This window comes from Cellulomonas chitinilytica (assembly GCF_016862675.1).
Classification (GTDB): Bacteria; Actinomycetota; Actinomycetes; order Actinomycetales; family Cellulomonadaceae; genus Cellulomonas; species Cellulomonas chitinilytica.
Genome location: NZ_BONK01000002.1, coordinates 66522 through 93032, shown reverse-complemented (window position 1 = coordinate 93032; position 26511 = coordinate 66522). Strand labels below are relative to the sequence as shown.

The window sequence follows — 26511 nt, the reverse complement described above, 5'->3', positions numbered from 1 at the left end:
GCTCGCACCGGTGACGCTAGGGCCGACGACGGCGTGCCGCACGGCGGCCGGAGCGGGCGACGGCGTGTCGACGACGTCGGCGTTGCGCGGGGTGGGGCAGGTGGGGCTTGAACCCACGACCCACGGATTATGAGTCCGCTGCTCTGACCGGCTGAGCTACTGCCCCCGAGGACGCCGCTCAGGCTACGGCACCGGGTGCCACCGGTCGCCGACACGTCCCGGTCCTGCCACCATCGGCGCGGACCGAACGAGGACGGGAGACGGCCATGGCGACGCAGTCGGGCACCGCGCAGGCGGAGCGTTCGTGGGAGCTGGCGGCCCGGTGCGGGTACGTGGTGAGCGGTGTGCTGCACGGTCTCATCGGCCTGCTGGCGCTGCGGCTCGCGCTGGGCGACGAGTCGAAGGAGGCGGACCAGTCCGGTGCGCTGCAGACGGTGGCGCAGACACCCTTCGGTGCGGTGGTGCTGTGGTTCGCGGTCGTGGCGTTCGTCGCGCTGGGTGCGTGGCAGGCGGCGATCGCGCTGCGTGGCCGGCCGGGTGCGTCGTCCGGGCCGGGGGAGCGGTCGAGGGGTGAGCGGGCCAAGGCGGCGGCCAAGGCGGTCGTCTACCTGGCGCTCGCCGTGACGTCGTACGCGTTCGCGACGGGCGGCGGCAGCTCGAGCGACCAGCAGACGACGGACACGACCGCCCGTCTGATGCAGGCGCCGGGTGGGCGGCTGCTCGTGGGCGTGGTGGGTGCGGCGGTGGTCGTGGTCGGCGTCTACCACGTGGTCAAGGGGCTGCGGCAGAAGTTCCTGCGGGACCTGCGCGCCCTGCCGGGCGGGCGCGTGGGGACGGCGGTCCGGTGGTCGGGGATGGTCGGGTACGTCGCGAAGGGGGTCGCCCTGGCCGTCGTCGGGGTGCTGTTCGTCGTGGCGGCCTGGCACGCCAACCCGCAGGAAGCAGGCGGGATCGACACGGCGCTGCGGACGCTCCAGCAGCAGCCTGCGGGTGATCTCCTGCTGGCTCTCGTCGCGGTCGGGCTGATGGCGTTCGGGGTGTACTCGTTCGTCCGTGCCCGGTTCGGCAAGGTCTGACGACGCGCTGACCTGCGACGACACTTGGACGCGCGTCCAGCAAGGCCCGTGGCGCATCCGGAGCGTCCGGATGCGTCCGATCTGAAATCACCCGTTTGCCGACGAAACAGGTGCTGGACGTTGTTGCACAGGTGTCCAGTTTCGGGCATAGTTCCTTGTTGTCAGCGACAAACGGCAAACCCGCTGCAAGGCGGGGACGCAAAGCCACGGGGCCTACAGGGCCAGCCGAGCTACCGAACGACAAGGAGAACGACATGGCTCTGTCCACCCCCACCACGGACGCCCCCCTCTCGCAGGGTGCTCTGCTCACGCCCGGTGAGGTGGCTGTGCTGTTCCGCGTGGACCCCAAGACCGTGACGCGCTGGGCGCAGGCCGGCAAGCTGTCCGCCGTCCGCACCCTCGGCGGCCACCGTCGGTTCCACGAGTCCGAGGTTCGGCAGCTCCTCACGGGCGTCCCCACGCAGCGCGCGGGCGAGTGACCTCTTCACAGCTCTGAGCCCTGGTCGATCCAGGGCGCGACGACGCCGGTGGTGACGACCAGTCACCACCGGCGTCGTGCTGTTCGGGGCGTGTCCGCGAGCGAACGCGGGACCCGGCACGACCGCGGTCAGTGCACCGCGTCGAGGACCGCGCGGCACACGTCGTCGGGCGAGCGCTCGGGCTGGAACGCCAGCCACTCGAGCCCGGCGAGGAGCGTCCCCCCGAACACGGTGGCCGCGGTGATCGACGGGTCCCGGTCGGGCCACGCCTCGGCGACGACCGCCGCGAACGTGCCGATCGACTCGTCGCGCAGCTGCCGGATCGAGTCCTGCCACGACCGCCCCGTGCGGAACGCCTCGGCGACCATGACCTTCGCGAAGTCGGGGTGCTGCTGCACCTGACGCAGGAGCTCGGCCACCAGCGCCTCGAGCGCCGCGCGGCCGTGCAGCCCGTCCGCCGCCGCACGCAGCGCGACGGTCAGTCGGCTGACCCCCTCCGAGATGATCGCCTCGAAGAGGCCGGTCTTGGACCCGAAGTTGTAGAACACGCTGCCCTTCGCCACGTGCGCGGCGGCGGCGATCTCGTCGACGGAGGTCGCGCTGAACCCCCGCTCGGCGACGAGCGCGAGCGCCGCCTCGACGATGTGCTCCCGGGTGTCCGTCGACCGCATGCCCGTCAGCCTCCCAGATGGCCGGATCAGATGGCCGGATCAGACGGATCAGATCGAGAGCGCCGGGTGGAGCCGGCTCAGCGTCCACGTCCGCATCCGGCCGGCCCGCCACGACGTCACCGCGAGGGAGCCGACCAGCAGCGTGACGAGGTAGGCGACCGCCGTCCACAGGCGTGCGTCGGGCGTGCCGGTGATCAGCGAGCGCAGGCCGTCGACGCCGTAGCTCAGGGGGAGCAGCGGGTGGATCGCCCGGAAGAACGCGGGCGACGTCTCCACGGGGTACGTGCCGCCGGCCGAGGCGAGCTGCAGCACGAGGAGCGCGAGGGTCGCGACCCGGCCGGCTGCCGTGCCGAGGAGCGACAGGATCGTCTGCTGGAGCGCGAGGAACGCCGCCACCACGAGCAGCAGGAACGCGAGCGCGCCGACGGGGTGCGTCGGATCGAGCCCGACGAGCCGCATGACACCGAGCAGCGCGGCGACCTGCACCACGCCGACGAGGGCCGCCGGGAGGTAGCCGGCGAGGGCGGTCCGCCACCCGGGCAGCGGGGTCGCGAGCGCCCGCGGCGGCACGGGGCGCAGGATCATCCAGGTCACGACGCCGCCGAGGAACAGCGCGAGCGGCAGGAAGAACGGGGCGATCCCCTCGCCGAAGCCCTCGGCCCGCGCGACGTCGTCCGTGGAGAGCGTGACGGGTGTGGCGAGCGTCGAGGCGCGGGCGGCGCGCTGGGCGTCGGTGTCGTCGGGGACCTGGGCGGCGCCCTGGGCCAGGGAGTCGGCGAGGGTGCCCGTCCCGGAGCTGAGCTGGTCGGTGCCGTCGGCGAGCGTCGTCGCGCCGTCCGCGAGCGCGCTGGCTCCGTCCGCGACCTTCGCGGTGCCGTCGGCGAGCGAGGACGCTCCTGAGGCGAGGGTCGTGGAGCCCGCGGCGACCTGGGCGGTCCCGTCCGCGACCTGCGCGGCTCCGTCGGCGGCGGCGCGGGCGCCGTCGTCGAGCGCGCCGAGGCTGCTGCGGGCGGCGGAGAGCGTCGCGGCGTCCGGCAGTGCCGACGACGCCTGCTGGAGCCGGCCGAGGAGCGCGGCGGCGGCCGGGTCGCCGGCCTGCGCCTGCGCGCCGAGGTAGGCGCCGACGTCGGCGAGCGTGCCCGTCGTGGCGGGCAGGGCGGCGGCGAGCGCGTCGACCTGGCCGACCGCGGTGTGCACGCCGTCGGCGACCTGCGCGGTCCCGTCGGCGACCTGGGCGGCGCCGTCGGCGGTCCGGTCGGCACCCGTCGCGAGCGTGCCGGCGCCCGAGGTCAGGCGGGCGGCGCCGTCGGCGGCGTCGTGCGCGCCGGACGCGAGCGTGCCTGCGCCGTCGGCCACGGACTGCGCTCCGCCTCCGACCTGCTCGGCGGCGTCCCGCAGCTGCAGCGCCCCGTCGGACGCGTCGGCGAGCCCGTCGTGCGCCTGCCCGAGGCCGATGAGGACGGCGTCGACGGCCTGCTCGCCGGCGGTCGCGGACACGGCGGCACGGATGCGCTCCATCGCGGAGCGTCCGAGCGAGCTGACGAGGAACGAGTTGGCGTCGTCGTACGTGACGTCGATCTGTGCGGACGTCGGGGCGTCGCCGCCCGCGGAGACGAGGTCGGTGGAGAAGTCGGCGGGCACGGTCACGGCGAAGTAGTACCGCCCGTCGTGCACCCCGTCCGTGGCGTCGGCGGCGTCGGTGACGACCCAGTCGAGGTCGTTCGACGAGGTCAGGGAGTCGACCAGGTCGTCGCCCGCGTGCACGGCGGTGCCGTCGCGCTGCGCACCGGTGTCGCTGTTCACCAGGGCGACGGGCAACCGGTCGAGGTGTCCCGTGGGGTTCCAGAACGCCCAGAGGTACAGCACGCCGTACAGGAGCGGGACGACGATCATCGCGACGACGGCGAGGCGGGGCATGGTGCCGCGCCCGAACCGGCGCAGCTCGTTGCCTGAGGTGAGGGAGAGCACGGGGGTGTCCTTGGTGGCTGGAGGTGTCAGTCGAGGTGAGGGCCGGTCGCGAGCGCGACGACGGTCGGCGGGCGCTGCCAGCGCATGCGGTCGACCTCGTCGGCGGACGCGCACGACGCGACGACGGTGAGCCCGTCTGCGGCGAGCGCCTCGAGGCGGGACCAGACGAGCTGGCGTCGCTCGTCGTCGTGCACCTGGTCGACGTCGTCGACGACGAGCAGCTCGGGCTGCTGGACGAGGGCGAGCCCGATCCTCACGAGGAGGAGGTCGACCTCGTCGAGGTCCCAGACGAGCGTCGCGGGGTCGGGCACCGCGCGGTCCCCGAAGACGCGACCGAGCCAGGAGCTCGCGACGGACGCGGTCACCGCCGGCGTGCGCCGGTACCAGGGGCTGAGCCAGCCGAGCCGCTCGCGGAGCAGCGCTCCGACGGTGAGTGACTCGTCGAGCTCGTCGATCCCGGAGAACCCGGCGAGCGCGGCGACGGCCTGCACCGGACGGCGCTCTGCCGGGAGCGTGTGCCCGAGCACGGTGAGCCGGGAGTCGCGGTCGGGAACCATGCGGCCGGCGAGCGTGAGCAGCAGGCTCGTGCGTCCGCCGCCCTGCGGTCCGTGCAGCACCGTGAGGCTGCCGTGGTCGACGGTCATGTCGACGGGGCCGTAGACGACGCCGCGCCGGCCGTGCAGCGACAGGTCGCGCGCGTCGACGGCGGGGGGTGGGGCGAGGTCGGTCACAGCGAAGCCTCCTTGAACTGACCGGTCAGTACAAAGACTAGGACGGCGGCGCCCGGCTGCCCAGGCAATCCGGATGTCTCGGTCGTCACACCAGCCCGCGCGCGACGGACGCGCCCCGGCGGGGGTGCGGTCCGTGAAAGGATCGGCCCATGGCCATGCGAGAGATCCGGACCGTCGGAGACCCCGTCCTGCGCACGCCGTGCGACCCGATCACGACGATCGACGACCGCGTCCGCGCGCTCGTCGAGGACCTCCTCGAGACCGTGGACCACGACGGCCGCGCCGGGCTCGCCGCGAACCAGATCGGTGTGAGCCTGCGCGCGTTCTCGTGGAACATCGACGACGAGGTCGGCTACGTCCTCAACCCCGTCATCGTCGAGATGTCCGAGGACGAGTACCAGGACGGCGACGAGGGCTGCCTGTCGGTCCCCGGCCTCTGGTACCCGACGCACCGCGCCTGGTACGCCCGCGTCGTGGGCACCGACCTGGACGGCAAGGAGGTCGTCGTCGAGGGCACCGAGCTCATGGCCCGCTGCCTGCAGCACGAGGTCGACCACCTCGACGGCCTGCTCTACCTCGACCGGCTCGAGCGCTCCGTCCGCAAGAAGGCGATGCGCGCGATCCGCGAACAGCTCTGATCTCGGACGTCGTGTCGCTGGCGCAGCGGCGCGACGTCCGCCATAGTGTCCACAGCACGCGGTCGACGACTGCGTGCCACTGCACGCCGCGAGTCCGTGAGTCACTCCCGGGAACGGGTGCGAGGTCGTTGGGGAAGGCGAACCTCGAGCCGTTCAGGAGGACGACATGGCAGGTGCGATCACCCGCGGTGTTCTTTTCGTGCACTCTGCACCGCGCGCGCTGTGCCCCCACATCGAGTGGGCGGCAGGCAACGTGCTGTCCGCACGCGTGATCTTCGACTGGACCCCGCAGCCGGCCGGTCCGGGGTTCTACCGCGCCGAGTACTCCTGGCAGGGGGCTCAGGGCACCGGGGCACGACTCGCGTCCGCGCTGCGCGGCTGGGCGCACCTGCGGTACGAGATCACCGAGGAGGCCAGCCACGGCGTCGACGGCTCCCGATGGAGCCACACGCCGGAGCTCGGGATCTTCCACGCCGCGACCGACGTGCACGGCAACGTCGTCATCCCCGAGGACCGGATCCGTGCGGCCCTCGAGCACGCCGCCGACCCGGCACGCCTGCGCGCCGAGCTCGACCTGGCGCTCGGTCAGGCATGGGACGACGAGCTGGAGCCGTTCCGGTACGCGGGCGCCGGTGCGCCCGTGCGGTGGCTGCACCGGGTCGGCTGATCGGGCTCACCCGGGCCGTCGTCGCAGGTCCCTGAAGCGATTCGGACGTGGACAGCCCACGCCCAGCCCCCGCCAAGGTGTGATACCTACCGTCTGGCCCACACGGACCGGGCGGTCGCCCCGGGGACAGAAGGACTTCACCATGACCAGCTCACGCAGGGCGTCGCTCGCGCTCCTGTCCGGCCTCTCGCTCGCGACGGCGCTCACCGCGTGCACGGCCCAGGCCGACGCCGGCACCGCCGACCAGGCGAACGACAGCGGCTACGCCGACGGCACGTACCAGGCCACCGGCAACTACGAGTCGCCGGCTGGCAAGGAGACGATCGACGTCTCCGTCACGCTCGACGGCGGCGTCGTGAGCGCCGTGGACGTCACGCCCCAGGCCACCAACCCGACGTCGAAGACGTGGCAGACGGCGTTCGCCTCCGGCGTCTCGGACGAGGTCGTCGGCAGGTCGATCGACGACGTGGAGCTCGACGCGGTGTCGGGGGCCTCGCTCACCACCGAGGGCTTCACCGCGGCCCTCGACGAGATCGCCGCGGATGCCCGCGGATAGCACCTGGTTCGACGCGATCGGCACCCGGTGGACGATCAGTGCCGACGGGCCGCTCGACGCCACCACGCTCGCCCGCGTCCACGACCGCATCGCCGGCTACGACGAGACGTGGTCCCGGTTCCGTGACGACTCGCTCGTCGCCCGGATCTCGCGCGAGGCCGGGACGTACCGGCTGCCGCCGGAAGGTCCGGCGCTGCTCGACCTCTACGACCGGCTGAACGAACGGACCGCGGGAGCGGTGTCGCCGCTCGTCGGCCGCAGCCTCGAGCGGCTCGGCTACGACGCCGACCTGTCGTTGCGACCGTCCGGCCCGCCGCTGCCCGCGCCGAGCGACGTGCTGCACCTCGACGGGGACCTGCTGCACGTCCTGGAGCCCGTGCTTCTCGACGTCGGCGCCGCGGGCAAGGGGCAGCTCGTCGACCTCGTCGGCGCGGAGCTGCGGGCGTGCGGCGTCGACGGGTTCCTCATCGACGCCGGTGGCGACCTCCTGCACGCCGGCGACCGGCCCGCGCGGGTCGGGCTGCGTCAGCCCGGCGACCCGTCCCGAGTCATCGGCGTCGTCGAGCTGCGGGACGCGGCGTTGTGCGGCTCGGGCGTCGACCTGCGCCGGTGGGGCGACGGCTGGCACCACGTGCTCGACGCCCGCACCGGGTGGCCGACCCGGGACGTCGTCGCAACCTGGGCCGTCGCGAGCTCGGCGATGGTGGCCGACGGCCTCGCCACCGCCCTGTTCTTCGCCGACCCCGACCGGCTCGAGGCGGCCTTCGACCTCACCTACGTGCGCGTGCACGCCGACGGGACCGTCCGGTACTCGCTGGGGCTGCCGGGGGAGGTGTTCGCATGACCCGGATCGACGCGTGGCTGGGCCGCGTCACGATGTACCGGACGGTGTCCCTCGCGCTCGGCGCCGTCGTCGCCGTGGCCGGAGTGCTCGGGGCGAGCGACGTCATGCACGTCGACCTGGTCGCGCTCCTCGTGTCGGTCGTGGTGTCGGTCGGCGTCGTGGTCGTCGTGAGCAGGGTCTGCGGCTCGGTCTGGCGCGTGCGGGTGCACACCGAGTCGTCCGTCATCACCGGCCTCATCCTCGTGCTGCTGTTCCGGCCCGGCCTCGACACCGCGTCGCTGGGCGCGCTCGCCGGGGCGGCCGCCGTCGCCGCGGCGTCGAAGTTCGTCGTCGCCGTGCGTGCCCGGCACGTCGTCAACCCCGCCGCCGCCGGTGCGTTCGTCGTCGGGCTCCTGTCCGGACCGCTCGGCGTCCTGCCGGCACTGTGGTGGGTGGCGACGCCCGCACTGCTGCCTGTCGTCGCCCTCGCCGGTCTCGTCGTGGTCCTGCGGACCCGGCGCGCGCTGCTGGCCGGGACCTACCTGGGCGCCGCCGTCACGGTGGTCGTGCTGCGGCAGGTCGCCGGCGGGACCGCGCCGGCGGACGCCCTGTGGAGCAGCGTCGCGTCGTACCCGATGCTGTTCGCGGCGGCCTTCATGGTGACCGAGCCGCTCACCCTGCCGCCCCGACGCTGGCAGCAGCTCACCGAGGCCGCGCTCGTCGGGGTGCTCACCGTCACCCCGTTCACCGTCGGCCCGGTCTGGAGCACCCCCGAGCTCGCGCTCGTGCTCGGCAACGTCCTCGCGTTCACCGTGGGGCAGCGGCGGGCCGTGCGGCTGCGGGTCGTCGGGCACCGGCAGGTCACCGACGCGGTCCGCGAGGTCGCCTTCTCGAGCGAGCGGGCGCTTCGGTTCCGGCCCGGCCAGTGGATCGAGCTGCACCTGCCGCACGACGGGCCCGACGGTCGGGGTTCGCGCCGCGTCTTCTCGGTCGCGACGCCGCCGAGCCTCGCGCACGGTCCCTCCGACGGCCTGGCCGTCGCGTTCCGGCTCACGCCCGCGCCGAGCTCGTTCAAGCGGACGCTCGTCGCGCTGCCACCCGGTGACGTCGTGCGGGCGACCGCCGTCGGCGGCGACTTCCTGCTGCCCCGCCGCGCGGACGTGCCGTTGCTGCTGGTGGCCGGCGGCATCGGCATCACGCCGTTCGTGAGCCAGCTCGGTGCGCTGGCGCGGTCGGGGGAGCACCGTGACGTCGTCCTCGTGCTGCTGCTGAGCCCCGGGGACGAGCCGCCGTACGTCGAGGTCGTGCAGGCCGCCGGTGTCGAGGTCGTCGTCGTGGCCCCCGACCGGCCGGCGTCGATGCCCGACGGGTGGCGCTACGTCGCCGGCCCGCTCCTCACGGACGACGCCCTGCGGCAGGTGCCCGACGCCACGCGACGGCTCGCCTACGTCTCGGGGCCGCCCCGCATGGTCGTGCACGCGCGGCGCACGCTGCGCCGGCACGGGGTCCGACGGGTCCGCACGGACGCGTTCACCGGGTACTGACGACGGCCCGGCACCCGCGTCGTGAGGACGCGCGGTACCGGGCCGCCGGTCGCAGGATCAGGCGGAGGTGACCACCAGGGCCACGTTGTGCCCGCCGAACCCGAACGAGTTGTTGACCGCCGCGATGTCGCCGTCGCGCAGCGCCCGCGGCTTGTCCCGGACGAGGTCGAGCACCAGCTCGGGGTCGGGGTTGTCGACGTTGATCGTCGGCGGGGCCTGCCGGTCGTGCAGGGCCAGGACCGTGAAGATCGTCTCCAGCGCACCGGCGCCGCCGAGCAGGTGACCCGTCATCGACTTCGTGGCCGACAGGGCCACGTGGTCGGCCTCGTCGCCGAGCAGCCCCCGGATCGACCGTGCCTCGATGAGGTCGCCGACGACGGTCGAGGTCGCGTGCGCGTTGACGTGCACGACGTCGGCCTGCGAGACGCCCGACTCCTCGAGGGCCTGCTTCATGGCGCGGATCTGCCCGTCGCCCGACGGCTCGGGGGACGTGATGTGGTACCCGTCGGCGGACAGGCCGACACCGGCGATGCGCGCGTAGACGCGGGCCCCGCGGGCGGCGGCGTGCTCGGCGCTCTCCAGGACGACGACGCCCGCGCCCTCGCCGATCACGAACCCGTCGCGGTCGACGTCGTAGGGCCGCGAGGCGCGCTCCGGGTCGTCGTTGCGCAGCGAGAGCGTGCGGGAGGCAGCGAACGCGGCGATGGGCATCGGGTGGATGACCGCCTCCGTGCCGCCGGCGATGACGACGTCCGCGCGTCCCGAGCGGATGATCTCGGCGGCGTAGCCGATGGCCTCCGCGCCGGACGCGCAGGCCGACACGAGCGCGTGGGCGCCGGCGCGGGCGCCGAACTCGAGCGACACGTACGCGGTGGGCGAGTTCGGCATGAGCATGGGCACGGTCATGGGCAGGACGCGGCGGGCGCTCCCCGGCTTCGCGAGCAGACCCTCCCACGCGTCGAGGATCGTCTGGATGCCGCCGATCCCGGAGGACACGACGGAACCCAGCCGGTCGCCGTCCACCTCGGGGGAGCCGGCGTCGGCCCACGCCTCGCGCGCCGCGACGACCGCGTACTGCGCGGACGGGTCCATGCGCTTCATCTCGGGCCGGGTGAGGACCTCGGAGGGGTCGACCTTGAGGGTCGCCGCGAACGAGACCGGGAGGCCGTGGCGCTCGACCCAGTCGTTGTCGAAGGGCCGTGCGCCGGACTCGCCGTTCAGTGCGGCGGCCCAGGTGCTGGGGACGTCACCGCCCAGAGGCGTGGTGGCGCCCAGGCCGGTCACGACGACGTCGGGTACGTGGGTCATCGGTGCTCCAGGTCGACGGTAGGTCGGTCGGGTCCCGGCGGGCGGGGGCTCCGCCGGGACCGACCTACAAGGTGGGCAGGCTCAGGCCTGTGCGCCCGCGATGAAGGAGACGGCGTCGCCGACGGTCGCGAGGTTCTTGACCTCGTCGTCGGGGATCCGCACGTCGAACTTCTCCTCGGCGAGCGTGACGATCGTCATCATCGACAGCGAGTCGATGTCCAGGTCGTCCGTGAACGACTTCTCGGGCAGGACGGAGTCGGTGGGCAGGCCCGTCTCCTCGCTGACGATCTCGGCCAGACCGGCCAGGATCTCCTGCTCGCTGTACGCCATGGGGTTTCTCCTCGTGTGTCGGGTGCTGCAAATGGGGTCGGACGAACGGTACAGGGGCCCGGTCAGGGCAGGACGACCACCTGGGCGGCGTAGACGAGCCCGGCGCCGAACCCGATCTGCAGCGCGAGCGCGCCGCTGGACACCTGGCCCTCGCGGAGCAGGCGCTCGGTGGCGAGCGGGATCGAGGCGGCCGACGTGTTGCCGGTGTCCGCGATGTCACGCCCGACGACGACGCTCTCGGGCAGCTTGAGCTGCTTGATCATCTGGTCGATGATCCGCATGTTCGCCTGGTGCGGGATGAACGCGTCGATGTCGTCCGCGGTGACGCCGGCGGCGTCCAGCGCCTTCTGCGCGACGGGGGCCATCTGCCACACGGCCCACTTGAACACGGACTGGCCCTCCTGGCGCAGCGTCGGCCAGCCGGCGCCCTCGTCACGCGTGGCGAGCCACGAGTGCGTCTGCCGGATCGCCTGCGCCTGGCTGCCGTCGGAGCCCCAGACCGTCGGGCCGATGCCGGGAGTGTCGGACGGGCCGACCACGACGGCGCCCGCACCGTCGCCGAGCAGGAACGAGATGGACCGGTCCGTCGGGTCGACGAACTCGCTCATCTTCTCCGCGCCGATGACCAGCACGTTGCGGGCCGTGCCGGCGCGGACCAGCGCGTCCGCCTGGCCGATGCCGTAGCAGTACCCGGCGCACGCGGCCGAGATGTCGAACGCGGCGGCGGGCGTCGCGCCGATCCGGTCCGCGATGATCGCGGCCCCGGCAGGCGTCTGGTGGAAGTAGGTGACCGTCGACAGGATCACGGCGTCGATGTCGGCGCCCGTGAGCCCGGCGTGCGCGAGCGCGGCGAGGGCCGCCTTCTCCGCGAGGTCGAGCACGTCGGTGCCCGCCCCGGCGCGGCGGCGGGTGACGATCCCGGTGCGCTGGCGGATCCACTCGTCGGAGGAGTCGATCGGGCCGACCAGGTCGTCGTTCGGCACGGTGTTCTCGCCGCGCGCCCCGCCGATGCCGAGGATACGGGTGTGCGCAGGCCCGGTGGCCTGCGTGAGGGTGGGTCGGGTCACGACGACTGCTCCTGGGTGGTCGCAGGGGAGGGCTCAGTTCCGCGAGGACTGCCGTGCCGGCTGAGCAGGTCACGCGCCGCGTCCAGGTCGGCGGGGGTCTTGACGGCGACCGTCTCGACCCCGGGCAGCGTACGCCGGGCCAGGCCCGTGAGCACGCCTCCGGGGGCCAGCTCGAGCAGCCCGGTGACCCCGAGGGCGACCATCGTCTCCTGGCACTGGTCCCAGCGGACCGGGTTCGCCACCTGCGCGACGATCAGCTCGAGCGCGCGTGCACCGGACGGCGCGACGGTGCCGTCGGCGTTGGTGAGCAGCGGCACGAGCGGCTCGCCCGGGGCGATCGTCGCCGCGGCCGCCCGGAGCTCGTCGACCGCGGGGGCCATGTGCGTGGTGTGGAACGCGCCGGCGACCTGGAGGGCGACGACGCGGGCGCGCGCCGGGGGAGCGGCGGCGAACGCGGCGAGGGCGTCGAGCGTGCCGGCCGCCACGACCTGACCGGCGCCGTTCACGTTGGCGGGGACCAGGCCGTGGGCGTCGAGCGCGGCGAGCACCTCGGCCGGGTCGCCCCCGAGCACCGCGCTCATCCCGGTGGGCGTCACGGCGGCGGCACGGGCCATCGCGGCGCCGCGGACGGCGACCAGGCGCAGCGCCTCCTCGTCCGTCAGCACCCCGGCGACCACGGCCGCGGCGAGCTCGCCGACGGAGTGCCCGGCCGTGAGGTCGACCGTCGCCGCAGCGGCCGTCGCGAGGGGCGCGTCGGCGTCGAGGTCCAGCACCGCGCGCAGCGACGCGAGCGCCGACGCGACGAGCAGCGGCTGGGCGACCGCGGTGTCCCGGATCGTGTCCGCGTCGGACGTGGTGCCGTGCGCGACGAGGTCGAGACCGGTGGTCTGCGACGCCCGGGCGATCGAGGCGGCGACGGTCGGCAGCTCGAGCCACGGGCTGAGCATGCCGGGGGACTGTGCGCCCTGACCCGGGCAGACGACGACGAGCACTCGACCACCTTCCCCCGGCCGTCGCGCGGTCCGGGCCTACGGCGGGCACCAACCTTCGGCGGCACCCTTGTGCGTGTCCTACAAAGAGTCAGAGGGTGTCGGCGTCGTGCGCGCCCGCGGCCTCGAGCCGGCCGAGGGCCAGGGCGGTCTGCAGCACGTACGACTCGCGGGCGTCCAGCGGGTCCCAGCCGGTGACGTCGGCGACCCGGCGCAGGCGGTAGCGGACCGTGTTCGGGTGCACGTACAGCGTGCGTGCGGCCGCCTCGAGCGACCGGCCGGTACCGAGGTAGGCGGAGAGCGTCTCGAGCAGCGCGCCCTGGCTCGCGGCGAGCGGGGCGTACGCCTGCGTGACCAGCACCCGCCGTGCGGTCGGGTCGCCGACGAGCACCCGCTCGGGCAGCAGCTCGTCGGCCTGGACGGGTCGCGGCGCCTGCTCCCACGCGGCGGCGGCGAGCAGCCCCGACAGGGCCGCCCGGGCCGAGCGTGCGCTGTCCGTGATGCCCTGGACCTCGGGGCCGATGACGACCGGTCCCGGGCCGAACCGGTGCAGCAGGGACTGGGCGGCCGCACGCAGGTCGCCCTCGCCGCCGAGGAAGATGACGAGCCGGTCGCCCTGGATGCCGACGAGCGCGTCGTCGGCCGCGCGGCGGGTGGCGCGGCGCAGGTCGGCGGCGCGGACCTCGTCGAGAGGTGCCGCGGTGGTGCCGACCATGACGAGCGTCGAGCCCCGGCCGCCCCACCCGATGGCCGCGACCCGGGAGCGCAGCGAGTCGTCCACGTCGCCGCGGACCAGCGCGTCGACGACCAGGGCCTCGAGCCGCGCGTCCCAGGCGCCGCGGACCTCGGCGGCCCGGGCGTAGACCTCGGCGGCCGAGAACGCGACCTCGCGGGAGTACCGCAGCACCGCCTCGCGGAGCTCGCGCTCGTCGCCCGGCGCGGCGAGCCGGTCGCTGTGCGTCTCGACGACGTCGACGACGACCCGGACCAGCTGGAGCGTGTGCTGCAGCGAGATGGACCGGGTCAGCTCGGTCGGGGCGGCCGCGAAGATGTCGCTCACGCCGTGCGGCGGGCGCGTCGGGTCGGCGAACCACGTGACGAACGCCGTGATGCCGGCCTGCGCGACGAGCCCGACCCACGACCTGTCCTCCGCGGGCAGTGCGCGGTACCACTCGAGGTCCTCGTCGAGACGCCGCATCGCGGCACCCGCGAGGAGGCCTGCGCCCTCGCGGACCCGGCGCTGCGTCTCGGCACCGGTGCGGGAGTCCATCGGCGCGGTGCGCAGCCGCGCGGACGACGACGTGCGCGCGGGTGCGGGTTCGGTGGCCGGTGCGGCGGTCACCGGCGCGGCGGCGGCGCTGTCGGCCTCGGGCGGGGTCGTCGGCATGGGGTGAGCATAGGAGGCTGCTTGTGGGAAGTCGACAAACGTGCGCACGCGAGTGTCCGTTCTCACGACCGGAGTCAGGGTGCGTTTCGTCCCTTGGCGGATAAGGTCTCGACATGGCTCTGCTGCCTCGACTGCGCCAGCTCATACGTCGACCGTCCTCGGCGTCGCGCGTCGGCGCCCGCCGTCCGACGAAGGCTGCGCGGCGCGGGGACACCCTGCACGAGGACGCCCTGCGGTCGATGCTCAGCGACGACCCCAACAACGAGCGGGCGTTCCGTGCCCTCGCCGAGATCGTCCGCCGCCGCGCCGCCGAGTCCTCGGGCTCGACGGACGACCCACTGGCGGCCGAGCCCACGCCGGACGAGCGGGAGCGCGCGGCCGACCTGGCCGTCTGGGCGCTCGGCGAGGAGCTCGCCGGCAACCCGCGCGCCTGGTACCCGCTCATCGAGATCGCGCGGCTGTCCGTGCGCGACGACCACGAGGGCACGCTGCGGCGCCTCACGACGGCCGTCGAGCGCGACCCGTCGGGCAAGGCCCTCGTCGACGCGCTCACGCTGCTGCGCGGCGCCGGCCTCCCCGTCGACGCGCTCGGCCTCGGCGTAGGTCACTGGCACCCCCGCGACCACGACCCCGAGGTCGCCCGTCAGCTCGTGCTCGCCGCGATCGAGGCCGGGCGTCCGCTCGACGCGAAGCAGCACATCATGGCGCTCGACCTGTACCCGGACCAGGCCGCCGTGGCCGGTCTGCGCACCGAGCTGGCGCACCTCGTCGCCGAGGCGGAGCAGACGATCCCCGGCACCTGACCCCGGACGGAGGAAGGGCCCGCGGCGTGCCTGCCGCGGGCCCTTCGTCGTCACGCGAGGGTCAGGAGTCGCCACCCGTGTTGCCGGACGTGCCGGCCGTCACGTCGTGCAGGCGGTACCGCTCGATCGCCTGGGCGGGTGCGTCGGCGGCCACGGCGCCCGTGCGCGCGAGCTGCTGCAGCACGCGCACCGCCGTCGACGGACCGTCGATCTTGAAGTGACGACGCGCGGCCGCACGGGTGTCGGAGAACCCGAACCCGTCCGCACCGAGCGTCGCGTACGTGCCCGGGATCCACGCACGCACCTGGTCGGCGACCAGGTGGTCGTAGTCCGTCGTCGCGACGAACGGCCCCTCCGCGCCGGCCAGCTTCTGCGTGAGGTACGCCTCGCGCGGCTCCTCGCCGGGGTGCAGGTACGCCTGCTGGTCGGCGGCCAGGCCGTCGCGGCGCAGCTCGTTCCAGCTCGTCACCGACCACACCGCGGCGCGCACGCCCCAGTCCTCGGCGAGCAGCTTCTGCGCCTCGAGCGCCCACGGCACGGCGACACCCGACGCGAGGATCTGCGCACGGGGACCGTCGCCCTCGGCGGGCGAGAGCAGGTAGATGCCCTTGAGGATGCCGTCCACGTCCACGTCCTCGGGCTCCGCGGGCTGCCGCATCGGCTCGTTGTAGACGGTGATGTAGTAGATGACGTCCTTGTCGCGGCCGTCGCCCTCGCCGTACATGCGCTCGATGCCGTCGCGCACGATGTGCCGGATCTCGTACCCGTACGCGGGGTCGTAGTGCACGACGTGCGACATGGTGCCCGCGAGGAGCGGCGAGTGGCCGTCGGCGTGCTGCAGGCCCTCGCCCGTCAGCGTGGTCCGCCCGGCGGTGGCGCCGATGAGGAAGCCGCGGGCCATCTGGTCGCCGGCCGCCCAGAACTGGTCGCCCGTCCGCTGGAACCCGAACATCGAGTAGTAGAAGTAGAACGGCACGAGCGGCTCGCCGTGCGTCGCGTACGACGTCCCGACGGCCTGGAAGGCCGAGGCCGACCCGGCCTCGTTGATGCCCGTGTGCATGATCTGACCGGACTCGGACTCCTTGTAGGAGAGCATGAGCTCGCGGTCGACGGCCATGTAGTTCTGGCCGTTCGTGTTGAAGATCTTGGCGCTCGGGAAGATCGAGTCGAGGCCGAAGGTGCGGGCCTCGTCCGGGATGATCGGGACGAGGCGCTTGCCGAACTCCTTGTCCTTGACCAGGTCCTTGAACAGCCGGACCAGGGCCATCGTCGTGGCGACCTCCTGGTGCCCCGACCCCTTCGCCAGCCCCTCGTAGATCTTCTCCTCGGGCAGCGCCAGCGCCTTGTGCGTCGAGCGACGCTCGGGCACGAACCCGCCGAGCTGGCGGCGACGCTCCAGCATGTACTGGATCGCCTCGTCGTCCGGACCCGGGTTGTAGTACGGCGGCAGGTACGGGTTCTCGTCGATCTGCTCGTCCGTGATCGGGATCCGCAGCGAGTCGCGCAGCGTCTTGAGGTCGTCGGCCTTGAGCTTCTTCATCTGGTGCGTGGCGTTGCGCCCGGCGAAGCCGGACCCCAGGCCGTAGCCCTTGATGGTGTGCGCCAGGATGACGGTCGGCTGACCCGTGTGCTCACGCGCCGACTTGTAGGCCGCGTAGATCTTCCGGTAGTCGTGCCCACCGCGCTTGAGCGCCCAGATCTCGTCGTCGCTCATGTTCTGCACGAGCTGCTTGGTGCGCGGGTCACGGCCGAAGAAGTGCTCCCGGATGAACGCGCCGTTCTCGGCCCGGTACGTCTGGAAGTCGCCGTCGGGCGTCGTGTTCATGAGGTTGACGAGCGCGCGGTCCTTGTCGGCGTTGAGCAGGACGTCCCACTCGCGGCCCCAGATGACCTTGATGACGTTCCAGCCGGCGCCGCGGAACTGCGCCTCGAGCTCCTGGATGATCTTGCCGTTGCCGCGGACCGGCCCGTCGAGACGCTGCAGGTTGCAGTTCACGACGAACGTGAGGTTGTCCAGGCCCTGCTGGGCGGCGTGCTGCAGCATGCCGCGCGACTCGGGCTCGTCCATCTCGCCGTCGCCGAGGAACGCCCACACGTCCTGCTGGCTCGTGTCCTTGATCCCGCGGTTGTGCAGGTACTTGTTGGTCCACGCCTGGTAGATCGCGGACGCCGGGCCGAGGCCCATCGACACCGTCGGGAACTCCCACAGGTCCGGCGCGAGGCGCGGGTGCGGGTACGAGGGCAGGCCGCCACCCGCGTGCGACAGCTCCTGGCGGAACCCGTCGAGCTGGTGCTCCGACAGGCGGCCCTCGAGGAGCCCGCGGGCGTAGACGCCCGGGGAGGCGTGGCCCTGGAAGTACACCTGGTCGCCGCCGCCGGGGTGGTCCTTGCCGCGGAAGAAGTGGTTGAGGCCCACCTCGGTCAGCGTCGCGACCGACGCGTACGACGAGATGTGCCCGCCGACCGCGACGCCCGGCCGCTGCGCGCGCGTCACCATCACGGCGGCGTTCCAGCGGATCCAGGAGCGGTAGCGGCGCTCCATGACCTCGTCGCCGGGGAAGTACGGCTCGTCGTGCACCGCGATGGTGTTCACGTACGGCGTGTTGAGCGACACCGGGATGGCGACGTTCCGCTGCCGGGCGTGCCGCAGCAGGCTCAGCATCACGTACCGCGCTCGCGGGCCGCCCTTGTCGTCGATCAGCCCGTCGAGCGACTCCAGCCACTCACCCGTCTCGGCGGGGTCGATGTCCGGTACCTGGCTCAGCAGGCCGCCGATGAGCGGTCCCGTCTCGTCGATCGAAGCCACCAGAGCTCCTTGCCTCTCGTCCGCGTGCGCGAGGCCGGTCGGCATCGGCGCGCATCTCTCGGGCCCGACCCGACCGGCGCAGGAGTGCTGCGCCGGCAGGTGCGGGTAGTCGCCCCATTCTCGGACTGTTCCGGCCCGAAAGTCACACTCGGTACCGGACAACACACGTGACGTCCGTGACATCCGGGCCCGAGCGGGTGCCGCGGGAGGCTGCCGGCCGGGGGCACGCCGTCGAGGTGTCTTGCCAGGGCCCGTCGGTGTGCGGTGGGCTACGGTGTGCGGACATCAGCAGGTCGCCCGTCGAGGGTCGACCCGGAGGAAGGGATCGGTCGGGACGTGTCATCCAGCACGGACGACGCCGCCACGCAGGCGGCAGGTCGTCTGGGATTCACCGCAGGACAGGTGATCCAGGAGTTCGGCTACGACGACGACGTCGACGGGGACCTGCGCTCCGGGATCGAGGCGGCCACCGGCACCGATCTCGTCGACGAGGACTACGACGACGTCACCGACGGTGCCGTGATCTGGTTCCGCGACGACGACGGCGACCTCACCGACTTCCTCGTCGACGCGATGACCGTCCTCGACGACAACGGCCCCATCTGGGTGCTCACCCCGAAGGCGGGCCGCGCCGGGCACGTGTCGCACAGCGACATCGAGGAGGCCGCGACGACGTCGGGGCTGCACGCGATGAGCACGTTCTCGATCGCGGCCGACTGGTCGGCGACCCGGCTCGGCACGCGCGGACGAGGCAAGTGAGCCTGGCCGCCGGCGACGCCGCGCCGGACTTCTCGCTCCCGGACACGCACGGCACGCCCGTCACGCTGAGCGGCCTGCGCGGCGGCCCTGTCGCCGTCGTCTTCGTGCCGTTCGCCTTCTCCGGCACGTGCACGGGCGAGCTGTGCGACCTGCGGGACAACATCGCGGCGTTCCAGGAGGCGGGGGTGCACCTCCTCGTCGTGTCCTGCGACCCGATGTTCTCGCTGCGCGCGTGGGCCGAGGCCGAGGGCTACGGGTTCGACCTGCTGTCCGACTTCTGGCCGCACGGCGAGGTCGCGCGGGCGTTCGGCGTGTTCGACGAGGAGCGGGGCCGGGCGGACCGGGGCAGCTTCCTGATCGACGCCGACGGCGTCGTGCGTTGGACCGTCGTGAACCCTGCAGGTCAGGCCCGGGACATCGCGTCCTACCGCGCCGCGATCGGGGCCCTCGCGGCCTGATCCGGCGGCGGCCGATGCCGTGGCGCACCGGTAGGCTGTGCGCCCGTCGAGCCGCGCGCTCGTCGGGGCCTGTAGCTCAGCTGGTCAGAGCGCCGCGCTTACACCGCGGAGGTCGCCGGTTCGAAACCGGCCGGGCCCACCGACGTCACCCCGCGTGCGCGAGGTAGTGGTCGGGCGTGATCGTCATGACGCCCCCGACGGCGTTGGTGCAGGTGATGCCGACCTCGAGGATCGTGCAGGTCATCCCGCCGTGCCGGACGACCGAGCCGGCCGGCAGGGGATCCGTCGCGTAGGCGTCCTCGTACGACACGTCGCTCGCGCACCCGAGCTCTCCTTCGGCCGCGTCGTACCCGAGCGAGATGTCGGCGCAGTCGACGCCGTAGTCGAGCCAGGCCTCGGGGATCTCGTACGTGTACGCCGCGTTCATCTGGCAGCCGATCCCTGGTAACGCCGAGTCCGGCGCGTCGAACTGGCAGGTCGTGCTGTCCGAGCGGAACACCGTGAGGTCGACGGCGGCGACGTCCTGCGACGTCGGCGTCGGCGTGCTCGTCGGCGAGGTGCTCGCCGCCGAGGTGGTCGATGCGGGCGCTGTGTCGGCGGACTGCGGTCCGGCCGTCGCGGTGCAGCCGGCGAGCAGGAGACCGCACAGGGCGGAGACGGCCGCTGCGGACACTCGTGTCGTCATCGCGACAGCCTGGCACGCCGACGGTGCGAGATGTCCGGTTTCGGCCGGGACCCCGTCGACCGTCCGGGGCGCTCCGGGTGTCGTCAGTCCCAGTCGCACGCCATGCGGACGTCGTCGACGACGGTGACGACGGGGGTCGCCCACAGCGTGACGAACGTGTCGGCGTCCGCCCGCGTCGCGAAGTAGAGCGGCACGCCCCACACGTCGTCCGTGCCGTCGCCCACGAGCTCGACGGGGGCGGGGTCGACGCAGACCACCGGCGTCTTGGAGGCGTCGTACCCGGCCTCGGCCGCTCTCGCGACGGCGGGTTCGAGGGTGGCGCCCGTGGCGCTGTCGGCGACCGCGAGCCAGACGACCGTGTAGCTGTGCAGGGACGCCATGGCGTCCGACTCCAGGATGGCCGTCGGCCACGCGGCCGTCTCCGACGGGGACGGCGAGGGTGTGCCGGGCGCCGTGACCGCGCTCGTCGTCGCGGCCGGGGCGGCGGTCGGCGATGCCTGCGACGGGGAGGGTGGCGTCGGGGTCGCGTCGGCGGTGCATGCCCCGGTGACGAGCGCGCCGGCGAGCGCGCAGGCGGCGGCGAGGGCGGCGGCGGGTCGAGTCACGGCGACATCGTGCCTTGTCGACCGCCCGGCGCGTGGCTGTTCGACGTCTCGACTGCACCACGCCCCATCCAGGTACCGTCTGCGGGTGCCCACCGGTCCTGTCGCCCCGCACGTCGGTGCGCTCGCCGTCCACCCCGTGAAGTCGTTCGCGGGGATCCCGTCGTCCGCGGTGGAGCTCGACCGCTCCGGCGTGCGCGGCGACCGCCGCTGGATGGTCGTCGACGCCCACGGCGGCACCCTCACGGCCCGGCGGCACCCCGTCATGCTGTCGGCGCGTGCGACGCCCCAGGACGACGGTGCGCTCGTGCTGTCCGCACCGGGGCACGAGCCGGTGCGGGTCGCGGTGCCCGACGGCCCGCCCGACCGGGTGACCACGCTGTCCCGGCTCGACCGCGCGACGGACGCCGGCGACGCGGCGGCGGCCTGGTGCTCGGAGCTCCTCGCGCAGGACGTGCGGCTCGTGTGGCTCGACGACCCCGCCCGCCGCGGCATGAGCGAGAAGCACGGCGGCACCCGCGCCGACCCGCTCGCACTGACGGACACCGGACCGGTGCACGTGACGACGACCGCGTCGCTGCGGGCGCTCGACGCCCTGGCCGCGCAGGTCCACGACGAGGTGCTGGCGAGCGCGCTGGCCGCGGGTGAGCCCGCACCCGGGCCCTACCAGCCGCTCGACATGCGGCGGTTCCGGCCGAACCTGGTGGTCGACGGCGACCTGGAGGCGTTCGAGGAGGACGGCTGGTCCGGCATCGTCGTCGGGGACGTGGAGCTCCGGTTCGCCGACCGGTGCGGGCGGTGCGTCATGACGACCATCGACCCGGACACGTTGGTCAAGGGCCGGGAGCCGTTGCGGACGCTCGCGCGGCACCGCCGGGCGGACGGCGAGGTGTGGTTCGGGGTCCAGATGGTGCCGGTCCGGCCCGGCCGGGTCGCGGTGGGCGACGCGGTCGGCGTGCTGGCCTGACGGCGAGCGGCCGGCCGGTAGCGTGCGTGCCGTGAGCGCTCCTCGGTTGGCCGACGTCGTGCGACTGCTCGACGGGCGGTACCCGCCCCGCACAGCGGAGCAGTGGGACGCCGTGGGGCTCGTCGCGGGCGACCCGGACCAGCCGGTCCGGCGCGTGCTGTTCGCGGTGGACCCGGTCGCTGCGGTCGTCGACGAGGCCGTCGAGTGGGGCGCGGACCTGCTCGTGACGCACCACCCCCTGCTGCTGCGGCCGGTGCACTCGGTGGCGGCGACGACGTTCAAGGGTGCGCTGCTGCACCGGCTCGTGCGCTCCGGTGTCGCGCTGCTCACCGCCCACACCAACGCCGACGCGGCGGCCGGCGGCGTCGCCGACGCGCTGGCGGAGGCCCTCGGGCTGCTCGACACCGCGCCGCTGCAGGCGGCACCCGCCGAGGCGCTCGACAAGCACGTGGTGTTCGTGCCGGTGGCCGACGCCGAACGGCTGGTCGACGCCCTCGCGGCGGCCGGAGCCGGACAGGTCGGCCAGTACGCGCGGTGCGCCTGGACGTCGACCGGTGAGGGCACGTTCACGCCCGGTCCGCTGGCGGCCCCGGCGGTCGGCCGGACGGGTGAGGTGACGCGGGTCGTCGAGGCGCGGGTCGAGATGGTCGCCCCTCGTCGCTCGCGGGCCGCCGTCGTCGCCGCGATGCGTGCCGCCCACCCGTACGAGGAGCCCGCGTTCGACGTCCTGGAGCTCGCCGCCTGGCCCGGCGGCACCGGGATCGGCCGGGTCGGCCGGCTGGCCCGGCCGACGACGCTGGCCGCGTTCGCGGAGGTCGTCGCCGCCGCGGTCCCCGCGACCGCGCAGGGCGTGCGCTTCGCCGGCGACCCCGACGGCACGGTGCAGCGGGTCGCCGTGGTCGGCGGCTCGGGTGACTCGCTGTTCGACGAGGTCCGGGCCGCCGGTGTCGACGCGTACGTGACCGCCGACCTGCGGCACCATCCGGCCTCCGAGCTGCGCGAGCGCGCCGAGTTCGAGGCCCGGGAGGGCCGTACGCACCCGTACCTCGTCGACGTCGCCCACTTCGCGTCGGAGTGGCCCTGGCTCGCGCACGCCGCCCGCACCCTGGAGTCGGACGTGGCCGGCACGGGGGCTACGGTGGAGACCCGCGTCAGCACGCTGCGCACCGACCCGTGGACGGGTCGTGTCGCGAGCCCGGAGCCGACCCCCACGTCCTGACCACGCCCGACCACCCGCAGACCCGATCCGCACCCGGTGCGGTCGCCGGAAGGACCCCCATGGCCACAGCCCCCGCAGCGGACCAGCGCCGCCTGCTCGACGTCCAGGCCCTCGACACGCGGCTCGACCAGCTCGCGCACAAGCGGCGCTCCCTGCCGGAGCTCGCCCGGCTCCTCGAGCTCGACGCGCAGGTCGCGGACCTCTACACGGCGCTCGTCACGTCCCGCACCGCGGCGGACGACCTGCGGCGGGAGCTCACGAAGGCCGAGGCCGACGTCGAGCAGGTGCGGGTGCGCGCGGCACGGGACCAGGCCCGGCTCGACTCCGGTCAGGGGTCGCCGAAGGACCTGCAGGCGCTGCAGAGCGAGCTCGTGGCGCTGGGCCGCCGGCAGGGGGATCTCGAGGAGGTCGAGCTCGAGGTCATGGAGCGGCTCGAGGCGCACGAGGGAGCGCTCGCCGGGGTGACGACGGCGCACCAGGCGCTCGTCGAACAGAAGACGGTCGTCGAGACCGACCGGGACGTCGCGTTCCGGGAGATCGACGCCGAGGCGGACAAGGTCCGCGGCGAGCGGGCGACCGCGGCGCAGGGGCTCGACGCGGGCCTGGTCGCCCTGTACGAGAAGCTGCGCGGGCAGCTCGGTGGCGTCGGTGCGGCGGCGCTGCGTGGTCGGCGCTGCGAGGGCTGCCGGCTCGAGCTGAACCCGCTGGACCTCGACGCGATCCGCGGCAAGGCCGAGGACCAGGTCGTCCGCTGCGAGGAGTGCGGACGGATCCTCGTGCGGCTGCCCGAGCCCGCCCAGGTCTAACGATGGCGCGCCGGCTGGTCGTCGAGGCGGACGGCGGGTCGCGGGGGAACCCGGGACCGGCCGGGTACGGCGCGGTCGTGCTGGACGGCGACTCGGGGGCGGTGCTGGCCGAGCGCGCCGACTACCTCGGCGTGACGACGAACAACGTCGCCGAGTACACCGGGCTCGTCGCGGGGCTGCGTGCGGCGCTCGCCATCGACCCGGACGCGCGCCTCGAGGTGCGGATGGACTCGCAGCTCGTCGTCGAGCAGATGCGCGGCACGTGGCGCATCAAGCACGAGGCCATGCGCCGGCTCGCCGACCAGGTCCGCGCGATCGTCGACCCCGCGACGGTCGTCTGGACGTGGGTGCCGCGCGCGCAGAACGCCGCCGCCGACCGGCTGGCGAACCTCGCGATGGACCAGAAGACTGCGATCGTGACCGACGCGACGGAGCTCGGGGCGGGGGAGCCGCGTGACGCCGCTCGGACGGGCGCCGCGGCACCCGGACGGGCACCGCGGCCGTCGGGCGCGGGCGTGCGCTTCGACGAGGAGCAGCCCGTCACGGTCGTGCTGGTGCGCCACGGCGAGACGACCATGACGGTGTCCCGTGGCTACTCGGGGTCGGGCGAACCCGGTCCGCCGCTCAACGACCACGGCGTCCGGCAGGCCCACGCGGCGGCCGACCTCGTCGACCGGATCGGCCGCGACGTGTGGGGCGACATCCCGTACCCGAGCGAGGTCATCGCCTCGCCGATGGTGCGCACGCAGCAGACCGGCCGGATCATCGGCGAGCGCCTCTCGCTGCCCGTGCGTACGGACGCGGTGTTCCAGGAGGCGAACTTCGGCGAGTGGCAAGGGCTGACGGCCGAGGAGATCGAGGAGCGCTGGCCCGGCCAGCTGGAGCCGTGGCACACCCAGGCGGACGTGCGGCCACCCGGTGGGGAGTCCATCGCGGAGGTCGGGGTGCGGCTGCGCCGCGGCCTCGACGAGCTGCGAGCCGCGGGTGGTGACCGCACGGTGGTCGTCGTGAGCCACGCGGTGTCGATCCGCGCCGCGCTGGGCGTGACGATGGGTGCCCAGCCGTCGTCGTGGAGCCAGCTGCGCGTCGCACCCGCCTCGGTGAGCATCGTCCGGCTGTTCTCGGACCGGCGCGACGAGATCGCGGTGGCGGGTGCGCCGAGCGAGGGCTGGTCCTCGCACACCTGACCTGTCAGTGCGCGGCGACCAGGGCCAGCGTGGCGGCGACCACGACGACGGGCGCGAGCAGGAGGCCCTGCCGGACGATCGTCCCGGCGGGGACGTCGAGCATCACCTGGCGGCAGCGGTGCCACCACAGCACGGTCGCGAGCGACCCCCACGGGGTGACGAGCGGTCCGGCGCCGGTGCCGATGAGCAGCGCCGCGATCCGCAGCGGGTCGCCGCCCGTCGCCGGCTCGAGCGCCAGGTACGCGGGCAGGTTGTTGACGGCGTTCGACGACGCCGCACCGACGCCCGCGACACGCAGCAGGTCCGCCGCACCGTGGCCGTGACCTGCGGCGTCGGCCAGGAGCGCCCCGAGCCCGTGCGCGTGCGCGGTCTGCACGACCGCGAACAGCCCCGCCACCACCACCAGCGTGCGCCAGGGGACGAGCCGGCTCGGCGGGACCGGCCACGGGCGGCGTCGCAGCCGGGTCGCGAGCATGAGGATCGCGGCGGCCGCGAGCGCGGTGGGTGCGACCGGCAGACCGGCGACGAACGCCGCCGCCATGACGCCCGTGACCACCGCGGCGACGACCAGCAGCGGACGGTCCGGCGCCGGCCGGCCCGGGTGGACCTCGTACGTGCCCGACAGGACGTGCCGGTCGCGGACCGCGAGGACGGCGACCGTCGTCAGCACGGCCGCCAGCGCGGGTGCCCACATGAGCCCGATGAACCCGACGTCCGCCGCCCGCAGCACGTGGTCGGCCAGCAGGTTCGTCAGGTTCGAGACAGGGAGCAGCAGCGACGCCGTGTTCGACAGGGCGAGGACCGCGAGCGCGAACGGCAGGGGAGGCGTCCGGGTGTGCCGGGCGAGCGTGATGACGACGGGTGTCAGCAGCACCGCCGTCGTGTCGAGCGACAGCACCGCGGTGCTGACGGTCGCGAGCAGGACGACGAGCAGCCACAGCGCCGCGCGGCGTCCCCGGCCGACCAGCGCGGCGAGCTCCGCGGCCGCGGTGAACACGCCGGCCCCGGCACACATCTCGGCGACGACCGTGAGCGCGGCGAGGAAGACGAGGATCGGGACGGTCCGTTCCGCGAGCGCCCGCGCGTCGTCCGCCGGCAGGGCGCCCGTCGCGACGACCACCACGGTCACGACGACCGAGACGAGCCACCACGGCACAGGACGCCGCATCGGCGGCGTCAGGCGACGACGAGCGAGAGCGTGCGGGCACCGCGCCCCGCGGGCCCCAGCTCGACGGCCAGCAGCTCGTGACCCACCAGCTCGCCCGCGACGCGGGCGAGCGACGCGGCATCCACGGGCGCCTTGCCCCGGCGCGTCAGCAGATGACGGGTCAGCACGCCCCGGGTGTGCTTCGCGTGGTGCGACACGACGGAGCGCACCCCGTCGACCTCACGCTCGACCCGGACCGTGACCCACTGCGCGGAACGCGGCGGGTGCCACGCGGCGAGGTACGCGGAGGAGCGGCAGTCCACGACGAGCTCGCCGTCCGCGCGTGCGTCGAGCTCGACGCCGAGCGGCCCACGCCATGCCGACGCCAACGGGCCGATGCCCGGCAGGTCCGTGCCCATCGAGAGCCGGTACGCCGGGATGTGGTCCTCGGGCGAGACCGCGCCCCACAGGCCCGACACGATCCGCACGCTGTCCGCCGCCCGCGCACGGCCCGTGGGCGTCAACCGGTCGAGACCTGCCGCCGCGTACAGGACGCCCGTGTACACCCGTCGGGCCGGAGCCGTCGGTGCGTCGCGCAGCGACGTGTTGCGCGCGACCTCGTCGGCCAGGCTCGCGCCGACACCGAGGACGTGCACGGCGTCGTCCCGGCCGCTGACCTCACGCAACGCGTCGAGGACCTTCTCGCGCACGGGCGTCAGGCCGTGTGCCGACAGGGAGTCGAGATCGAGGACCGGGCCCGACGGGCGCGGCGGGGTCTTTCCCTCGGAGGGAGGCAGCAGGACGAGCACGCCCCGACTGTAGGCTCCGCGGCGCGGGT

General features: G+C 74.0%; 27 protein-coding genes, 2 tRNA genes and 1 riboswitch. Of the genes, 15 read left to right on the top strand and 14 right to left on the bottom strand.

Annotation, left to right across the window (positions count from 1 at the left end; all coding sequences use genetic code 11):
- Nucleotides 1–92: 92 nt before the first annotated feature.
- Nucleotides 93–166: transfer RNA gene (locus Cch01nite_RS02980), tRNA-Ile, on the bottom strand.
- A 100-nt stretch (nucleotides 167–266) separates the two neighbouring features.
- On the opposite strand from Cch01nite_RS02980, the gene Cch01nite_RS02975 reads away from it, so the two are divergent.
- The gene (locus Cch01nite_RS02975; protein WP_203748389.1) at nucleotides 267–1076 is read left to right on the top strand and encodes a DUF1206 domain-containing protein; all 810 of its coding nucleotides are present in this window, start codon (nucleotides 267–269) and stop codon (nucleotides 1074–1076) included.
- A gap of 163 nt (nucleotides 1077–1239) precedes the next feature.
- Nucleotides 1240–1314, top strand: a riboswitch (cyclic di-GMP riboswitch).
- Between the two features lie 16 nt (nucleotides 1315–1330).
- Entirely contained in the window at nucleotides 1331–1555 is a 225-nt protein-coding gene (locus Cch01nite_RS02970) for a BldC family transcriptional regulator (RefSeq protein WP_203748386.1), read from the top strand.
- Between the two features lie 128 nt (nucleotides 1556–1683).
- Here the strand turns inward: Cch01nite_RS02970 and Cch01nite_RS02965 are convergent, their stop codons facing one another.
- From Cch01nite_RS02965 to Cch01nite_RS02955, 3 genes are read right to left on the bottom strand one after another with little or no spacing between them, the layout of a single operon-like run.
- Entirely contained in the window at nucleotides 1684–2226 is a 543-nt protein-coding gene (locus Cch01nite_RS02965) for a TetR/AcrR family transcriptional regulator (protein WP_203748383.1), read from the bottom strand.
- Nucleotides 2227–2274: 48 nt separating this feature from the next.
- A complete protein-coding gene (locus tag Cch01nite_RS02960) occupies nucleotides 2275–4194 on the bottom strand; it encodes a YhgE/Pip domain-containing protein (RefSeq protein WP_203748381.1) in 1920 nt (639 codons plus the stop codon).
- A gap of 26 nt (nucleotides 4195–4220) precedes the next feature.
- A complete protein-coding gene (locus tag Cch01nite_RS02955; RefSeq protein WP_203748379.1) occupies nucleotides 4221–4925 on the bottom strand; it encodes an ATP-binding cassette domain-containing protein in 705 nt (234 codons plus the stop codon).
- A gap of 149 nt (nucleotides 4926–5074) precedes the next feature.
- Between Cch01nite_RS02955 and def the strand changes: the two genes are divergently transcribed.
- From def to Cch01nite_RS02930, 5 genes are all read left to right on the top strand, one after another.
- Nucleotides 5075–5563 carry a peptide deformylase gene (gene def, locus Cch01nite_RS02950; protein ID WP_203748377.1) on the top strand — a complete coding sequence of 163 codons (489 nt, stop codon included), beginning with the start codon at nucleotides 5075–5077 and terminating at the stop codon, nucleotides 5561–5563.
- A gap of 166 nt (nucleotides 5564–5729) precedes the next feature.
- Nucleotides 5730–6230: a DUF3145 domain-containing protein gene (locus Cch01nite_RS02945; RefSeq protein WP_203748375.1), complete on the top strand. Its 501-nt coding sequence runs from the start codon at nucleotides 5730–5732 to the stop codon at nucleotides 6228–6230.
- A 142-nt stretch (nucleotides 6231–6372) separates the two neighbouring features.
- Nucleotides 6373–6786: an FMN-binding protein gene (locus Cch01nite_RS02940; RefSeq protein ID WP_203748373.1), complete on the top strand. Its 414-nt coding sequence runs from the start codon at nucleotides 6373–6375 to the stop codon at nucleotides 6784–6786.
- Nucleotides 6773–7630 (top strand): FAD:protein FMN transferase, encoded by an 858-nt coding sequence (locus Cch01nite_RS02935; protein WP_203748371.1) that lies wholly within the window; start codon nucleotides 6773–6775, stop codon nucleotides 7628–7630. Before Cch01nite_RS02940 ends, Cch01nite_RS02935 begins: the two co-directional genes overlap by 14 nt.
- Nucleotides 7627–9153, top strand: a complete 1527-nt coding sequence (locus Cch01nite_RS02930; protein ID WP_203748369.1) for an FAD-dependent oxidoreductase — start codon at nucleotides 7627–7629, stop codon at nucleotides 9151–9153. Before Cch01nite_RS02935 ends, Cch01nite_RS02930 begins: the two co-directional genes overlap by 4 nt.
- Nucleotides 9154–9210: 57 nt before the next feature.
- Here Cch01nite_RS02930 and Cch01nite_RS02925 read toward each other — a convergent pair whose 3' ends face one another.
- The 5 genes from Cch01nite_RS02925 to Cch01nite_RS02905 form a co-directional block, all read right to left on the bottom strand.
- Nucleotides 9211–10461 carry a beta-ketoacyl-[acyl-carrier-protein] synthase family protein gene (locus Cch01nite_RS02925; protein ID WP_203748366.1) on the bottom strand — a complete coding sequence of 417 codons (1251 nt, stop codon included), beginning with the start codon at nucleotides 10459–10461 and terminating at the stop codon, nucleotides 9211–9213.
- Nucleotides 10462–10542: 81 nt separating this feature from the next.
- Nucleotides 10543–10791, bottom strand: coding sequence for an acyl carrier protein (locus Cch01nite_RS02920; RefSeq protein ID WP_191786067.1), 249 nt, complete (start codon nucleotides 10789–10791; stop codon nucleotides 10543–10545).
- A 62-nt stretch (nucleotides 10792–10853) separates the two neighbouring features.
- Nucleotides 10854–11858, bottom strand: a complete 1005-nt coding sequence (locus Cch01nite_RS02915; RefSeq protein WP_203748363.1) for a beta-ketoacyl-ACP synthase III — start codon at nucleotides 11856–11858, stop codon at nucleotides 10854–10856.
- Entirely contained in the window at nucleotides 11855–12850 is a 996-nt protein-coding gene (locus tag Cch01nite_RS02910; RefSeq protein ID WP_203748360.1) for an ACP S-malonyltransferase, read from the bottom strand. The genes Cch01nite_RS02915 and Cch01nite_RS02910 overlap by 4 nt, the downstream gene beginning before the upstream one ends.
- A gap of 88 nt (nucleotides 12851–12938) precedes the next feature.
- A complete protein-coding gene (locus Cch01nite_RS02905) occupies nucleotides 12939–14117 on the bottom strand; it encodes a PucR family transcriptional regulator (protein WP_239069886.1) in 1179 nt (392 codons plus the stop codon).
- Between the two features lie 230 nt (nucleotides 14118–14347).
- Between Cch01nite_RS02905 and Cch01nite_RS02900 the strand changes: the two genes are divergently transcribed.
- A complete protein-coding gene (locus tag Cch01nite_RS02900; RefSeq protein WP_239069800.1) occupies nucleotides 14348–15037 on the top strand; it encodes a hypothetical protein in 690 nt (229 codons plus the stop codon).
- A gap of 61 nt (nucleotides 15038–15098) precedes the next feature.
- On the opposite strand, the gene aceE is transcribed toward Cch01nite_RS02900, so the two are convergent.
- The gene (gene aceE, locus Cch01nite_RS02895) at nucleotides 15099–17843 is read right to left on the bottom strand and encodes a pyruvate dehydrogenase (acetyl-transferring), homodimeric type (RefSeq protein ID WP_203748353.1); all 2745 of its coding nucleotides are present in this window, start codon (nucleotides 17841–17843) and stop codon (nucleotides 15099–15101) included.
- A gap of 336 nt (nucleotides 17844–18179) precedes the next feature.
- Here aceE and Cch01nite_RS02890 point away from each other — a divergent pair, with 336 nt between their 5' ends.
- The 3 genes from Cch01nite_RS02890 to Cch01nite_RS02880 all read left to right on the top strand — a co-directional run bounded on the left by Cch01nite_RS02890 (nucleotide 18180) and on the right by Cch01nite_RS02880 (nucleotide 19199).
- Entirely contained in the window at nucleotides 18180–18602 is a 423-nt protein-coding gene (locus Cch01nite_RS02890) for a DUF3052 domain-containing protein (protein WP_203748350.1), read from the top strand.
- A complete protein-coding gene (locus Cch01nite_RS02885; protein WP_203748347.1) occupies nucleotides 18599–19060 on the top strand; it encodes a peroxiredoxin in 462 nt (153 codons plus the stop codon). Before Cch01nite_RS02890 ends, Cch01nite_RS02885 begins: the two co-directional genes overlap by 4 nt.
- A 65-nt stretch (nucleotides 19061–19125) precedes the next feature.
- Nucleotides 19126–19199: transfer RNA gene (locus Cch01nite_RS02880), tRNA-Val, on the top strand.
- 6 nt (nucleotides 19200–19205) lie between these two features.
- Here Cch01nite_RS02880 and Cch01nite_RS02875 read toward each other — a convergent pair.
- Together Cch01nite_RS02875 and Cch01nite_RS22655 are read right to left on the bottom strand one after the other, a co-directional pair.
- Complete coding sequence (locus Cch01nite_RS02875; RefSeq protein WP_203748344.1) at nucleotides 19206–19745, bottom strand: hypothetical protein; 540 nt, start codon at nucleotides 19743–19745, stop codon at nucleotides 19206–19208.
- 83 nt (nucleotides 19746–19828) lie between these two features.
- Nucleotides 19829–20350 carry a hypothetical protein gene (locus Cch01nite_RS22655; protein WP_239069798.1) on the bottom strand — a complete coding sequence of 174 codons (522 nt, stop codon included), beginning with the start codon at nucleotides 20348–20350 and terminating at the stop codon, nucleotides 19829–19831.
- An 85-nt stretch (nucleotides 20351–20435) separates the two neighbouring features.
- Here Cch01nite_RS22655 and Cch01nite_RS02865 point away from each other — a divergent pair, with 85 nt between their 5' ends.
- The 4 genes from Cch01nite_RS02865 to Cch01nite_RS02850 are packed head-to-tail and all read left to right on the top strand — an operon-like array spanning nucleotide 20436 to nucleotide 24526.
- On the top strand, nucleotides 20436–21314 hold the full coding sequence (locus Cch01nite_RS02865) for an MOSC domain-containing protein (protein ID WP_239069797.1): 879 nt from the start codon (nucleotides 20436–20438) through the stop codon (nucleotides 21312–21314).
- 31 nt (nucleotides 21315–21345) lie between these two features.
- Nucleotides 21346–22533, top strand: coding sequence for a Nif3-like dinuclear metal center hexameric protein (locus tag Cch01nite_RS02860; protein ID WP_203748338.1), 1188 nt, complete (start codon nucleotides 21346–21348; stop codon nucleotides 22531–22533).
- Nucleotides 22534–22592: 59 nt separating this feature from the next.
- Complete coding sequence (locus Cch01nite_RS02855) at nucleotides 22593–23339, top strand: zinc ribbon domain-containing protein (RefSeq protein ID WP_203748335.1); 747 nt, start codon at nucleotides 22593–22595, stop codon at nucleotides 23337–23339.
- A 2-nt stretch (nucleotides 23340–23341) separates the two neighbouring features.
- A complete protein-coding gene (locus tag Cch01nite_RS02850) occupies nucleotides 23342–24526 on the top strand; it encodes a bifunctional RNase H/acid phosphatase (protein ID WP_203748332.1) in 1185 nt (394 codons plus the stop codon).
- Between the two features lie 4 nt (nucleotides 24527–24530).
- On the opposite strand, the gene Cch01nite_RS02845 is transcribed toward Cch01nite_RS02850, so the two are convergent.
- Nucleotides 24531–25694, bottom strand: a complete 1164-nt coding sequence (locus Cch01nite_RS02845; RefSeq protein WP_203748330.1) for an SLC13 family permease — start codon at nucleotides 25692–25694, stop codon at nucleotides 24531–24533.
- Nucleotides 25695–25702: 8 nt separating this feature from the next.
- Complete coding sequence (locus tag Cch01nite_RS02840) at nucleotides 25703–26482, bottom strand: YaaA family protein (protein ID WP_203748328.1); 780 nt, start codon at nucleotides 26480–26482, stop codon at nucleotides 25703–25705.
- Between the last annotated feature and the right edge of the window lie 29 nt (nucleotides 26483–26511).

Bases quoted from the DNA above. Each gene is read 5' to 3' on its own strand.
- Cch01nite_RS02975 (WP_203748389.1), top strand. From the start codon at position 267: ATGGCGACGCAGTCGGGCACCGCGCAGGCGGAGCGTTCGTGGGAGCTG.
- Cch01nite_RS02970 (WP_203748386.1), top strand. From the start codon at position 1,331: ATGGCTCTGTCCACCCCCACCACGGACGCCCCCCTCTCGCAGGGTGCT.
- Cch01nite_RS02965 (WP_203748383.1), bottom strand. From the start codon at position 2,226: ATGCGGTCGACGGACACCCGGGAGCACATCGTCGAGGCGGCGCTCGCG.
- def (WP_203748377.1), top strand. From the start codon at position 5,075: ATGGCCATGCGAGAGATCCGGACCGTCGGAGACCCCGTCCTGCGCACG.
- Cch01nite_RS02945 (WP_203748375.1), top strand. From the start codon at position 5,730: ATGGCAGGTGCGATCACCCGCGGTGTTCTTTTCGTGCACTCTGCACCG.
- Cch01nite_RS02940 (WP_203748373.1), top strand. From the start codon at position 6,373: ATGACCAGCTCACGCAGGGCGTCGCTCGCGCTCCTGTCCGGCCTCTCG.
- Cch01nite_RS02935 (WP_203748371.1), top strand. From the start codon at position 6,773: ATGCCCGCGGATAGCACCTGGTTCGACGCGATCGGCACCCGGTGGACG.
- Cch01nite_RS02930 (WP_203748369.1), top strand. From the start codon at position 7,627: ATGACCCGGATCGACGCGTGGCTGGGCCGCGTCACGATGTACCGGACG.
- Cch01nite_RS02925 (WP_203748366.1), bottom strand. From the start codon at position 10,461: ATGACCCACGTACCCGACGTCGTCGTGACCGGCCTGGGCGCCACCACG.
- Cch01nite_RS02920 (WP_191786067.1), bottom strand. From the start codon at position 10,791: ATGGCGTACAGCGAGCAGGAGATCCTGGCCGGTCTGGCCGAGATCGTC.
- Cch01nite_RS02905 (WP_239069886.1), bottom strand. From the start codon at position 14,117: ATGGACTCCCGCACCGGTGCCGAGACGCAGCGCCGGGTCCGCGAGGGC.
- Cch01nite_RS02900 (WP_239069800.1), top strand. From the start codon at position 14,348: ATGGCTCTGCTGCCTCGACTGCGCCAGCTCATACGTCGACCGTCCTCG.
- Cch01nite_RS02875 (WP_203748344.1), bottom strand. From the start codon at position 19,745: ATGACGACACGAGTGTCCGCAGCGGCCGTCTCCGCCCTGTGCGGTCTC.
- Cch01nite_RS02855 (WP_203748335.1), top strand. From the start codon at position 22,593: ATGGCCACAGCCCCCGCAGCGGACCAGCGCCGCCTGCTCGACGTCCAG.
- Cch01nite_RS02850 (WP_203748332.1), top strand. From the start codon at position 23,342: ATGGCGCGCCGGCTGGTCGTCGAGGCGGACGGCGGGTCGCGGGGGAAC.
- Cch01nite_RS02845 (WP_203748330.1), bottom strand. From the start codon at position 25,694: ATGCGGCGTCCTGTGCCGTGGTGGCTCGTCTCGGTCGTCGTGACCGTG.